Source organism: Arthrobacter sp. P1_B9, assembly GCF_056406495.1.
Genome location: NZ_JBFUAA010000020.1, coordinates 1 through 11,633, shown reverse-complemented (window position 1 = coordinate 11,633; position 11,633 = coordinate 1). Strand labels below are relative to the sequence as shown.

Here is an 11,633-nt window from a genome sequence, read left to right as displayed (position 1 = left end):
CGGTGTGTGTACATTGTCCACACTTCCGCCTTCGGATCGAGTCGTATGTGGGTCGGATCGGGCCGGACCTCGCATGTTCCCGGGGGAGTCCAGTGTTCATCCATCCCTGGATTCGCGGTTTTCGACATGACTGCCAGATTGTGCTCTACCACCACACCGGCTCGTCTCTATTTCTCTCGCGTGTCGTCAGACAGTGGCATCGAGGGCGATGAGCGGCCGGGCGTGAGTGGTCGGAGGCGAGGGCGCCGGTCGCCGTCGTCGGAGATATCCGGCGTCGGACGTCCTGTGCTTTTTGATTCGTTCCGGTGCCGACCGGGTGTCTGCCTAGGGCCTCGGGGGAGCTGACCTGGTCGGACTGCCATTCACGAAGTATCCGTTTTTGCGTTTCGGTTGAGCTGCCTAAGCGGAACAGTTTGGCCGGCGGGGCATAAGCGAATCCGGAATCCCGGCGTCAGTAGAGGATTTTCCGGTCTGGGAGGCGGGCGAGGGTGGCGCTGAAGGAGCGGTATCCGGGACAACCGTCATTTGATTAGGTGGTTCAGGAACCCCCGTATTGGGCACCGGAATGGGCTTCGATTGCGATGTTGAGTTCTTCCAGGGTCGGGGGGTTTGCTCCCGGGCGCTGCACGGTGATGGCCGCGGCTGCAGCTGCGGTGTGTCCAAGCTGCTCCAAGACAGCTGGGGCGAAACCTTCGGTTCCTCGGGTGAGAAAACCCAGGATCAGGGCGGACATGTAGGAGTCCCCGGCGCCGATGGTGTCGGCAACTTTGGACTTCACGGCGGGAATGCTGATGTTAGCGGCGGGGGTGGTGAATTGTGAGCCGTCGGCGCCTTTGGTGATGACGGTAAGTCCGGCGCCCAGACCGAGGATGTGTGCTGCGGTTTCGTCCAGGCTTTTTTGGGGGTACAGCCAGTAGGCATCTTCGTCGCTGAGTTTGACGACGTCGGTTAGGGGCACGAGCTCTTCGAAGGTGGCCAAAGCTTCCCTGTGGCTGCCGAGCAGGGCTGGACGGATATTCGGGTCATAGGTGATCATGCAGTGTGTGCGGGCTTGTTCGAGCAGGGATTTCACGGCGCCGGCACCGGGATTAAGGAAAGTGGCGATGGATCCGGTGTGCAGGATTTTTGGGAAGTAGGCGGGGGCTGTCGGGGCAAGGTCCCAGGAGATGTCGAAGTCGTACTTAGCGGAGCCGTCGGGTCCAAGGGTTGCTGTGGCCGATGCCGTTTTGGTGAGGGATTTTGATCCGGGCAGAAGTATGACGCCTGCACTGCTGAGGTGGTTTTCGATGGAAATCCCACGCGCGTCCGGGGCGATGGCCGTGAGCAGACCTGTGGTGACGGCGAGGCGGCCAAGTCCGTAAGCGACGTTGGCCGGTGAGCCGCCGGGGTGCTCCACCGTGTCGTGCGACGTGGTGACCACGTCGATCAGCGCTTCGCCTATGACCATGACGTCGAGCGTCTGGTGAGCGTCGTTCCGGGCTGTTGTGAGGTAATCCATGGTCTGTCTCTCGTGGGATGGTGATGATGGGAACTCCCGGTATGGATCCGTCCGCGGACCTGGGGGAGGTCCGCGGACGGAGAAGGGAGCTCCGGTAGAGCGGGAGGGTACTAGCCGGCCATCAGGCGGTGGCTGCGCCGGTCATGATCGCCACTGCGTCGGTCATGGTGTGTGATTGCGGAGTGATGGTGGCAGCGCACTTGCCCAGGCGCTGGATGTGGATCCTGTCCGCTACGTCAAAGACGTGGGGCATGTTGTGGCTGATCAAGATGACCGGCAGGCCGCGGTCGCGAAGGTCCCTGACCAGCTGGAGCACCTGGTTCGATTCCCGGACGCCAAGTGCCGCCGTCGGTTCATCCAGCACAACGACCTTTGAACCGAACGCTGCGGCGCGGGCCACGGCGACAGCCTGGCGCTGGCCGCCCGAGAGGTTCTCCACCGGCACTGTCACGTCCTGCAGGGTGGAGATGCCCAACCGGGTCAGCTCTTCCTTGGCCTTCCGGCGCATACCTTTGGTGTCAAGCATCCGGAACACGCTCCCGAGGAGTCCCGCACGCCTTTCCTCCCGACCCAGGAACAAGTTCGAGGCGACGTCGAGGGCCGGTGAGACAGCGAGGTTCTGGTACACGGTTTCGATGCCGTGGACCCTGGCGTCCTGCGGCCGCTTGAAGTGCACGGGCTGTCCTGACATGAAGAGCTCGCCGGAGTCCGGGACTTCTGCTCCGGTGAGGCATTTGATCAGGGTTGACTTGCCTGCGCCGTTGTCGCCGATGATCGCGAGGACTTCGCCCGGGTAGAGGTCGAGACTGACCCCGTCCAGTCCCACGACACGGCCGAAAGTCTTGACGAGGTTCCGGGCCTGCAGGATGGGCTCGCGCGTGGCGACGTGGGGGGCTTCAAATTCTGTCGTGGTCATGACTTGACCTTTCGGATCCACTGATCGACGGACACAGCAACAATGATCAGGACGCCCACGGCGAGCGTCTGGTACAGCACGTCCAGCCCGGCGAGCGAGAGGCCGTTGCGGAAGACACCCACGATCAGCGCTCCAAGCAGTGAACCCCAGATGGAGCCGCGGCCGCCGAAGAGGCTGGTTCCGCCGATCACGACGGCGGTGATGGAGTCCAGGTTCAGGTCTACGCCGGCGTTGGGGCTGGCGGCGTTGGTGCGCCCGATCTGGATCCAGGCGCCGGCGGCCAGGACGGCGCCGGCGGCGAGGTAGACGCTCATGAGAACCCGGTTGACGGGGATGCCAGCCAGGCGGGCGGCTTCCTTGTCATCGCCCACGGCGTAGACATGCCGGCCCCAGGCCGTCTTGCCCAGGATGAAGGCGACCGCGACATAGAGCAGGAGCATCATGACGACGCCGGTGGAGATCCGCACGGGGCCGAGCGGGAAGGTGGTGCCGGTCCAGGTCAGCAGGGGAGGCATGGCCGAGCCGCGAACGGTCGCTCCGTTGGAGTAGAGCAGTGTCAGGGCGATGAAGATGTTCAGCGTGCCGAGGGTGACGATGAACGGCGGGAGCCGGAACCTGGTGACCAGGAATCCGTTGAGTGCTCCGGCGGCAAGTCCTACGACCAGGCCTGCGAGCAGGGCAACAGGTGCGGGCAGTCCGTTGTTGACGGCGAGCTGGGCCATGACCATGGAGGAGAGGATCATGACGGCGCCGACGGAGAGGTCGATGCCAGCGGTGAGGATGATGAGGGTCTGGGCGATGGCCAGGGTGCCGACGACGGAGACCTGCTGGGTAATCAGCGAGAGGTTTTCAACCCGCAGGAACCTGTCATTGAGGAGGCCGAACACCACCACCGCGATGAGAAGTACGAGGGCGGGACTGAGGGCGGGGTAGCGGTGGAGGGTATTGCGTATCCGGCTGAGCGGTGTCTGGCGGTCAAGGAATTCCTCTGCCAGGTCGGCATGCCCGGCGCTGGGCGGGCCGGCGGTCTGTTGCTGGGTCACGATTGGTCCTGATCTTCCGTGATGGTTGCTAGGGGAGGCCCTAGCTCGGGAGATGCGGGGCGGGGAGGCCGATAGCGGGCGCCGGGTCCCCGCCCCGCAGTGAAGCTGGGTGGGTTACTTTCCCCAGCAGATGTCGGAGGCTTGGGTGGTGGTGATGCTCTTGACGCCGTCGGCAGGCTTGTCTGTGACGAGCTCGACGCCGGTGTTGTAGAAGTCCAGCCCCGGTGAGTTGGCCGGCTTCTGGCCGGTCTTGGCGAGGTCAACGATGGCCTTGACGCCCAGTTCGGCCATCTTGACCGGGTACTGCTGGGCCGTGGCGCCGATGACGCCGGACTTGACGTTGTTCACGCCGGTGCAACCGCCGTCCACCGAGACGACCAGCACGTCCTTTTCCTTGCCGGCGGCCTTCAGTGCCTCGAAGGCACCCGCTGCCGCAGGTTCGTTGATGGTGTAGACGACGTTGATGTTCGGGTTCTTGGCCAGGAGGGTTTCCATGGCGGTGCGTCCGCCGTCTTCGGCGCCCTGGGAGGCCTGGCTACCGACGATCTCGTAGTCGCCGCCCTTGCCGCCGGTGTACTTGCCGGTCTTGGCTTCGTCGCCGTTCTTCTTTTTATCCGCGGTGTCGATACCGAGGCCGGTCAGGAAGCCCTGGTCCCGGTTGTAGTCAACCGAGACGACCTTGTCATCAAAGAGATCGACGAGGGCAATCGTCGCTTTTTTCCCGTCCAGCTGAGCTGCGGTCCATTTGCCGATCAGCTCCCCGGCGGCGAAGTTGTCAGTGGCGAACGTGATGTCGGCTGCGTCGGCGGGATCCGGCGGGGTGTCCAGAGCGATGACGAAGAGCCCGGCGTCCTTGGCCTTCTTCAGGGCGTCCACTACGGAGGGGCCGTTGGGGGTGATCAGGATGCCCTTGTCACCCTTGGAGATCGCGTTCTCAATGGCCTGGATCTGGGTGTCCTCGTCGCCGTCAGCCTTGCCCGCAGCGAGCTTAAGGTCCACGCCGCCGGCCTCGGCCGCCTTCTTCGCCCCGTCCTCCATGGCGACGAAGAACGGGTTGGTCGTCGTCTTCACGATCAGGGAGACACCGACCTTGTCCCCTGACGAGCTACCGGTTGATGAGGTGGACGGGGAACTACCACCACAGGCAGAAAGACTGAGCGCTCCCAGAGTCAGCACTGCTCCTGCAGCGAACAGGCGGGTGGCCGTTGAACGGGGTGCTTTGGAACTCAACATTGAATCTCCTGGTGTTTGAGGCCCTCACTGGCCTCGACAACGATGTCATGTACGATGTAATCAGCATCACACCAGAGAGTCAATAGATGCAACTTAGAAGGAGCGATATATTTGACAACGATGTCCGATCGTAGCCAGCCGACCATTTCCGCCAGTCGTCCGACAATGCGCCACGTGGCTGCCCTTGCCGGCGTCGGAATAAAGACCGTCTCCCGCGTGATCAACGACGAACCTGGCGTGTCGGACGCCACCCGGGAAAAGGTGCTCAGCGCTTCACGGCAACTCAACTACCAGCTGGACATGGCCGCCGGCAGCCTGCGCCGCGCGGGCAGAAGGACGCTCTCGGTCGGGCTGTTGCTGCCGAGTGTTTCCAACCCGTTCAGCGGCGAGATCAACCGGGCCATAGAAGATGCTCTTGGGGCCAGGGGAATCGCGGTCTTTGCGGCGAGCCTGGATGATGACCCCCAGCGGGAGCAGGACATCGTGGCGGCATTTCTTGGGCGGCGTGTCGACGGGCTCATCCTCACGCCCATCGCCAGGAGCCAGGCGTATGTGATCCCGGAGCATTCCCGTGACCTGCCTTTGGTCTTCATTGACCGTGAACCGGTAGGAGTGGAAGCAGATGCCGTCGTGACCGACAACGCCGCAGGCTCCGCGAGGGCAGCTGCTCACCTGATCAGCCGCGGCCACACCAGGCTCGCCTATCTGGGGGACCGCACCGACATCCAGACCGCCCGGGAACGCCGGCGGGGGTTCATTGAGGAGATCGGCCGGCAGGGAATTCCCACTTCCACGATTCCCGTCCGTGAAAACCTGCACGATGAGGAATCGGCCAGATTGGCCGTGTTGGAACTTCTCACCGCTGCCGAACCACCGACGGCGATCTTCTCCAGCCAGAACCTCATCACTTTCGGCGCCATGCGCGCTCTGAGAGAGCTCGGGCTGAGCAAACGCGTGGCCTTAATCGGGTTCGATGACTTCACGCTTGCCGACATGATGGATCCCGGCGTGACAGTCATCGCCCAGCACCCCGAGCGAATCGGGAAGCTGGCAGCAGAGCGGCTCCTGGCCAGGATCGATGGCGACGAGCAGCCCCCGCATACCTATGTTGTCCCGTCTGAGCTGATACAAAGAGGCTCCGGGGAACTCCGCCCTCCGGCCTGACACCGGGGACCTTCATGAACAATCTGCCAAACACATTGACCTGAATGGGATCATGATGACCAAAACCCTGTACGCCGAATTCACCGTCAAGCCCGGCAGCGAAGCACGTGTCGCGGAGATGATGCTTGAACTGACCCGGCACGTCCGCCAGGAACCGGGCAACGAACTGTTCCTTCCCTATACCAGGGAAGAGAACCCCCGGGAGTATTTTGTCTTCGAGGTCTACCGCGATGAAGTCGCGTTCCAGGAACACATCGGCGCCGATTACGGCGCCAGATTCAACGAGGAACTGGCCCGCCATATCGAAGGCGACGCCTCGGAACTGACCTGGCTTCTGCCGCTGGAATAGCCCTCAGCCAAATCCAGCCGATCCACGGTCGGCGGGAGCTGCTGCGTCCAGGACCCACGGAGAGGGCTGAACGGGGCCGCCTACCGGAAATAACCCTTCCAGCCCTGCCGCTGGGAGGGAATTTTCTGCTGCCCGCGCATCGCTTCGCCCGGCTCAGCCGCGCGGCGGGCGGCCTCATTCCCGCGCCGCCAAAACCGTTGACTTGTCTGACGGACATCACTTAGTGTCCTTCGCACTGACAACGTTGTCTACCGACGACGCGCGCAACGAAGGGCGAATCAAACGAATGAAGAACACGACCACCCGCAGGACGCATGCCGTTTCTGCACTGACGCTCGCGGGACTGACGCTGGCCGCGGCACTGGCAGGTTCCCTGCCGGCGTCGGCCGCGACAGACCCCGGGGACGAACCCTACCGACCGGCCATTCACTACACGCCGGCAAAGAACTGGATGAACGACCCCAACGGGCTCGTCTTCTACAAGGGCGTCTACCACATGTACTACCAGCACAACCCCTCCGGTAACACCTGGGGGAACATGTCCTGGGGCCACGCCACATCGAAGGACCTTGTTCACTGGCAGGAGCAGCCGCTGGCGATCTCCACCGATGCAGAGCAGGACATCTTCTCCGGCAGCGTCGTCGTGGACAAGGACAACACGACCGGTTTCGGTACGAAAGAGAACCCACCGCTGATCGCGATCTTCACCAGCGCCTACAAGGACGCCTCGCCCCACCGCGGCCTGCAGGCGCAGTCCCTGGCCTACAGCCTCGATGACGGCCAGACCTGGACCAAGTACTCCGGCAATCCTGTACTGAACCGAAACTCCGCCAACTTCCGTGACCCTAAGGTCTCCTGGTACAACAAACCCGGCGGCGGAGGCTACTGGCTCATGACCGCGGTCGAAGCCCAGGATCACAAGGTCGTCTTCTACAAGTCCGCCAATCTCAAGGACTGGACCGCCCTGAGTGAATTCGGACCAGCCAATGCCACCGGCGGGCAGTGGGAATGCCCCGACCTGTTTCCCCTCGCCGTGGACGGCGACCCGAAGGACGTTAGATGGGTCATGGTCGTCAACATCAACCCCGGCGGCGTGGCCGGCGGCTCCGCTGGCCAGTACTTCGTGGGCAACTTCGACGGCACCACCTTCACCTCCGAAACCACCAAACCCGTGGCCACGCCCCCTCCCGGGACGGTCCTGGCCGGATTCAACGACGGAACTTACAACGGCTGGACCGTCAACAACGAGCCAGGAAACTGGAAGAACGGCCCATTCGGCAGCACTCCGGCAAACGGAGCCCTTCCCGGCCAGAGCCCCGTGACCGGCTTTGGCGGCAGTGGCCTGATCAACTCCTTCAACGACGGCGACTGGCCGCTCGGGTCCATGCAGTCACCTAACTTCACCGTGACCGACGACTACCTGAACTTCCTCGTGGGCGGTGGCAAGCACCCCCGCGTCTCCGACAAGCTGGACAACACCCCGCCCGAAGGGGAGCTCAAGTTTGACGGCTTCGAGGTTCCCGCCGGGACATCGCTGGCCGACACCGGCTGGACCGGGACCGGCGACCTCACCCCCAACTTCCAGCCCTCCACCAGCGGCGGGGACTTCTACCTCGGGGCCAAACGGATCAACACCTTCGAGACCGGCACCGCACCGGGCGATGACCGGCAGGGCACCCTGACATCACCGGAATTCCCCATCACCAAGAATTTCATGAGCATGCTGGTCGGCGGCGGCAACCGCTCCGCGGACTCCGGACAGATCCTGGCCGCCCAGTTGCTCGTCAACGGCAAGGTGGTCCGCTCCCTCGCAGGAGACAATTCCGGAATCCTGAACTGGAAAGGCTGGGATGTCGCCGAGTTCGCGGGACAGAATGCACAGTTGCGTGTAGTTGACCAGGCCACCGGCGGGTGGGGACACCTGACCCTTGACCACGTCATGCTGACTGACGGCCCGGCCGTTCCCCGGTCTGACGAGGAATCGGTAAACCTCGTGGTCAACGGACAAGTGGTCCGCACGGCCACCGGAAACGACAGTGAAAAGCTCGACTGGGCATCATGGAATGTCAAAGAATTCGTTGGCCAACAAGCACATATCAAAGTGGTCGACAATAACCGATTCGGTTGGGGCCACATTCTCGCGGACGACTTCATGCTCTCCTCGAAACCGGCACAGTCGGCCCTGGACACCTATGACTGGCTGGACTACGGACGCGACTACTACGCCTCCGTGTCCTTCGCCAACATGCCCGAAAACAAACGGGTCATGCTGGGCTGGATGAACAACTGGGACTACGCCAACAACATCCCCACCAACCCGTGGCGCAGCGCCATGGCCCTGCCGCGCGAAGTGAAATTGACCCAGACCCCGGAAGGGCCCCGGCTCACCCAAAGCGCCGTCAAGCAGGTCGACAAGCTGGCCCAAGAGCCAAGCTACTCAACGACGAAGGGCATCCCGATCGAGGAGGGAACAACCCCGCTGCCCGCGGCCGCCTCCGGCCAGGTCCAACGAGTCGACATCACCTTCGCGCCGGGCACGGCCAAGAAATCCGGCATCACCGTGCTGGGCGATGGAGCCGCATCCACCGTCATCGGCTACGACGCCACGACCGGGAAGCTCTTCGTTGGCCGCACTAACTCCGGCAACACCGCGTTCCACCCGTCCTTCGCTTCCATAGAGGACGCCCCCGTCACCCTGGACAAGAAGGGCTACGTCACCCTTCGGGTCTACCTCGACCGCTCCTCAGTAGAGGTCTTCGCCCAGGACGGTCTGCGGACCATCACCGACCAGGTATTCCCCAACGCCGGAGCCGACAAGATGGCCCTCTTTGCAGAAGGCGGTACCGCCCAACTCAAATCACTCACCGTGACACCGCTTGAAAAGGCAATGTTCCTGGCTGAAAAGAAGTGACCCCACCCGCCGCCTGACGGGCTCCCCAAGGAGCTGGAACTGAAGGGATTGCGCCCGGTATTGCACCGGGCACAATCCCTTCAGCTCGTCCATACCCCGGCGGCCGAAACATCAAGGGAAAGCCCCAGAGCAGCGCGCTCATTTGGAGGAGTTCACACACGACGGGGTTGGTGAGTGCCATGGCGAGCAGGAGCAGTGCCGGGACGGAGCGAAGCTTGGTGTGCTGCTGTCCGGCTTGGCGGTATATAGCGTCAACCAGTTCTTGGTGCTGCGGGTTTCGGGTCGTTGGGAAGGTGCCAGTCTTCGCCGGGGGCGTCCGGGTGTTCGCCCAGGACGTGGCGCCCGCCCAAACTGCGAGGTTGGTTGGGGGCGAGGACATGAGATTCCGGCCGTAAGGACACGGCGGACGACGGCGGGAGGTCCCGCCGTCGTCCGCAAGAGTTGCAGTCAGCGCTGTCCGGCTAGGAGGCGGGCTCCGTCTTTCCAGGGGCGAGACCGTAGAAGGGCGTGAAACGACTCCTGGCACCGGGGGAAATGTTGGAACGGACGATCGAAGCGCTCTCCAGCGCTGCCAGATGATATCTGACTGCGCCGCGCGAGGACGCGATGCCGTCGCTGATGTCAGCTACTTTGCTTGCCCCATGGCTTGCCAGGTAGTCGATGATTTTTGATCTGATCGGAGTGTTTCTGGCTCTTTTCGTCCGCTGAATGCGGTGAACGTCCATCGGGCTCTGGAGGTCAAAGTCAGCGGTCATTGGCCATGGCCTTTCATCCGGTGTGAGGGTAGGTTCGCAGGTTTGAAAATTTGGCCGAGCGGGATCCGGTCAGTGCATCGGAACACGCTCAAACTCCCTGCTATCTTCAGTGACCTGCGCATCCTGGGAGGCTTCCGGGCGTGACGCTTCGAGGAGGGACGTGGACTTGTCGTGGTTCCGGCCGATGACCGCGGTGGCGATGGCATTTCCCAAGATGTTGGTGGCGGTGCGTCCCATGTCCAGGAGTTGGTCGATCACCAGCAGGACACCAATTCCGGCGGCCGGGATGCCGAAGGCAGGGACCACGGCGGCTACGACGACGAGTGACCCGCGTGGAACGCCGGCCATGCCCTTGCTGCTGAGCAGGAGCATTGCGGTCATCGCGATCTGCTGGCCAAGGTCCATGTCGATGCCGTAGGCGTTGATCAGGAAGACCGACGCGAAGGTCATGTACATCATGGAACCGTCCACGTTGAACGAGTAACCCAGGGGCAGCACGAAACCGGTGGTGCGCTTCTCGATGCCGAACTTGGTCAGGCCTTCAATGAGCTTGGGCAGGGCGGCTTCACTGCTGGAGGTGGCGAACGCGATGACCATGGGTTCGCGCACTATCCGTACCAGTCGGAAGGCGGCCCGTCCGAGGAAGGCGACGGCGACGCCGACCATGATGACCCACAGGGCCGAGAGAGACACATAGAACCCGCCGATGAACGACGCGTAGGTGGCAAACGCATCGAGACCTTGGGAGGTGAAGGCCGCTGCGATGCCGGCGAAAACGCCGACGGGTGCCGCCAGCATCACATACCCGGTGACCTTCAGCATGACGCCCATCAGTTCGTCGATGGCATCGGCTATGGAGGAGCGGCCCTTCTTCCGGAGGTTCAGCAGCGGGATGCCGAAGAGGGCGCCGAATACGAGGATCTGAAGGGGGTTGTTTTCGGTCAGTGCGGCGAAGACGCTCGTGGGGATGATGTGGGTGATGAACGCCTGGTAATCGAGGGGCTTCGTTTCCATCCCCGCGTCGCCTCCCGGCATCAGGTGGAGCCCGTCACCGACGTTGAGTACATGGGCCGTGATGAAGCCGAACGCGCCCACCAGGACGGAGGCGGTCAGGAACCAGATCATTGAGCGGCCAAAGAGCTTGCCCACCCCGGCGGATTTGGCTGCTCCTGCGATGCCGGAGACGAGGGTGGCGAAGATCAGCGGGGCAATGATCATTTTGATGAGGTTCAGGAACATGTGCGTCACGGTGTCGAGGACCGCCACGACGGATTCGCGTGTGTCCACCGGCAGCAGCCAGTGGAAGAGCAGACCGCTGAGGATTCCGAACAGGAGCGCTGCCAGGATCCACATCGTTGATTTGTTTTTCATAGTCAGTCCTTGGGTAGAGGCCGGGTTGGTGGCCCGGTGCTGGAACGGTCCTCGTCATCGAGTTCCGTTTTCTCTGTAGTCGGTCGGGATTTTGGGCACGACGGCGTGCCCCTTGCTCCCTGGTCGGGCGGGGTCGTCGGTCTGCGGAGGCTATTGGGTGAGGTTGGCCAGGCGGTGCGGGCTGAGGAGCTCGGTGAGCTGGTCGTCGGTGAGCAGGCCGTGTTCGAGGACTAGTTCCGCGACGCCCTTGCCGGTGGCGAGGGCTTCCTGGGCGATGGCCGTGGCTGTGGCGTAGCCCAGTTGCGGGTTCAGGGCGGTGACGAGGCCGATGGATTGTTCGACGGTGAGGCGGAGGTGTTCGGTGTTGGCGGTGATGCCCCGGACGCAGCGGGC

At 63.0% G+C, this 11,633-nt stretch carries 9 protein-coding genes and 1 pseudogene; 3 read left to right on the top strand and 7 right to left on the bottom strand.

Annotated features, from left to right (window positions below; translation table 11 throughout):
• Positions 1-538: 538 nt before the first annotated feature.
• The 4 genes from AC1D1A_RS19720 to AC1D1A_RS19705 all read right to left on the bottom strand — a co-directional run bounded on the left by AC1D1A_RS19720 (position 539) and on the right by AC1D1A_RS19705 (position 4,690).
• Entirely contained in the window at positions 539-1,498 is a 960-nt protein-coding gene (locus AC1D1A_RS19720) for a carbohydrate kinase family protein (RefSeq protein WP_476850805.1), read from the bottom strand.
• Positions 1,499-1,619: 121 nt separating this feature from the next.
• Positions 1,620-2,414: an ATP-binding cassette domain-containing protein gene (locus tag AC1D1A_RS19715; RefSeq protein ID WP_230011630.1), complete on the bottom strand. Its 795-nt coding sequence runs from the start codon at positions 2,412-2,414 to the stop codon at positions 1,620-1,622.
• Complete coding sequence (locus tag AC1D1A_RS19710; protein ID WP_476850804.1) at positions 2,411-3,457, bottom strand: ABC transporter permease; 1,047 nt, start codon at positions 3,455-3,457, stop codon at positions 2,411-2,413. Before AC1D1A_RS19710 ends, AC1D1A_RS19715 begins: the two co-directional genes overlap by 4 nt.
• Before the next feature lie 114 nt (positions 3,458-3,571).
• Positions 3,572-4,690: a substrate-binding domain-containing protein gene (locus AC1D1A_RS19705; RefSeq protein ID WP_223917292.1), complete on the bottom strand. Its 1,119-nt coding sequence runs from the start codon at positions 4,688-4,690 to the stop codon at positions 3,572-3,574.
• Positions 4,691-4,855: 165 nt separating this feature from the next.
• Here AC1D1A_RS19705 and AC1D1A_RS19700 point away from each other — a divergent pair, with 165 nt between their 5' ends.
• The 3 genes from AC1D1A_RS19700 (at position 4,856) to AC1D1A_RS19690 (ending at position 9,114) form a co-directional block, all read left to right on the top strand.
• On the top strand, positions 4,856-5,854 hold the full coding sequence (locus tag AC1D1A_RS19700) for a LacI family DNA-binding transcriptional regulator (protein ID WP_476886957.1): 999 nt from the start codon (positions 4,856-4,858) through the stop codon (positions 5,852-5,854).
• A gap of 52 nt (positions 5,855-5,906) precedes the next feature.
• Complete coding sequence (locus tag AC1D1A_RS19695) at positions 5,907-6,203, top strand: putative quinol monooxygenase (RefSeq protein WP_476948501.1); 297 nt, start codon at positions 5,907-5,909, stop codon at positions 6,201-6,203.
• A gap of 286 nt (positions 6,204-6,489) precedes the next feature.
• Positions 6,490-9,114 (top strand): GH32 C-terminal domain-containing protein, encoded by a 2,625-nt coding sequence (locus tag AC1D1A_RS19690; RefSeq protein WP_476948500.1) that lies wholly within the window; start codon positions 6,490-6,492, stop codon positions 9,112-9,114.
• A 461-nt stretch (positions 9,115-9,575) separates the two neighbouring features.
• Here AC1D1A_RS19690 and AC1D1A_RS19685 read toward each other — a convergent pair whose 3' ends face one another.
• From AC1D1A_RS19685 to aspA, 3 genes and pseudogenes are all read right to left on the bottom strand, one after another.
• Positions 9,576-9,839: a winged helix-turn-helix domain-containing protein gene (locus AC1D1A_RS19685; protein ID WP_476858254.1), complete on the bottom strand. Its 264-nt coding sequence runs from the start codon at positions 9,837-9,839 to the stop codon at positions 9,576-9,578.
• Positions 9,840-9,938: 99 nt separating this feature from the next.
• Positions 9,939-11,240, bottom strand: coding sequence for a dicarboxylate/amino acid:cation symporter (locus AC1D1A_RS19680; RefSeq protein WP_476948499.1), 1,302 nt, complete (start codon positions 11,238-11,240; stop codon positions 9,939-9,941).
• Between the two features lie 150 nt (positions 11,241-11,390).
• Positions 11,391-11,633 (bottom strand): annotated as a pseudogene (gene aspA / locus AC1D1A_RS19675) (aspartate ammonia-lyase); the annotation flags it as partial.

Excerpts from the sequence above, each read along its gene's own strand:
- AC1D1A_RS19700 (WP_476886957.1), top strand. The coding sequence starts at position 4,856 with ATGCGCCACGTGGCTGCCCTTGCCGGCGTCGGAATAAAGACCGTCTCC.
- AC1D1A_RS19720 (WP_476850805.1), bottom strand. The coding sequence starts at position 1,498 with ATGGATTACCTCACAACAGCCCGGAACGACGCTCACCAGACGCTCGAC.
- AC1D1A_RS19715 (WP_230011630.1), bottom strand. The coding sequence starts at position 2,414 with ATGACCACGACAGAATTTGAAGCCCCCCACGTCGCCACGCGCGAGCCC.
- AC1D1A_RS19705 (WP_223917292.1), bottom strand. The coding sequence starts at position 4,690 with ATGTTGAGTTCCAAAGCACCCCGTTCAACGGCCACCCGCCTGTTCGCT.
- AC1D1A_RS19695 (WP_476948501.1), top strand. The coding sequence starts at position 5,907 with ATGATGACCAAAACCCTGTACGCCGAATTCACCGTCAAGCCCGGCAGC.
- AC1D1A_RS19685 (WP_476858254.1), bottom strand. The coding sequence starts at position 9,839 with ATGGACGTTCACCGCATTCAGCGGACGAAAAGAGCCAGAAACACTCCG.
- AC1D1A_RS19690 (WP_476948500.1), top strand. The coding sequence starts at position 6,490 with ATGAAGAACACGACCACCCGCAGGACGCATGCCGTTTCTGCACTGACG.
- AC1D1A_RS19680 (WP_476948499.1), bottom strand. The coding sequence starts at position 11,240 with ATGAAAAACAAATCAACGATGTGGATCCTGGCAGCGCTCCTGTTCGGA.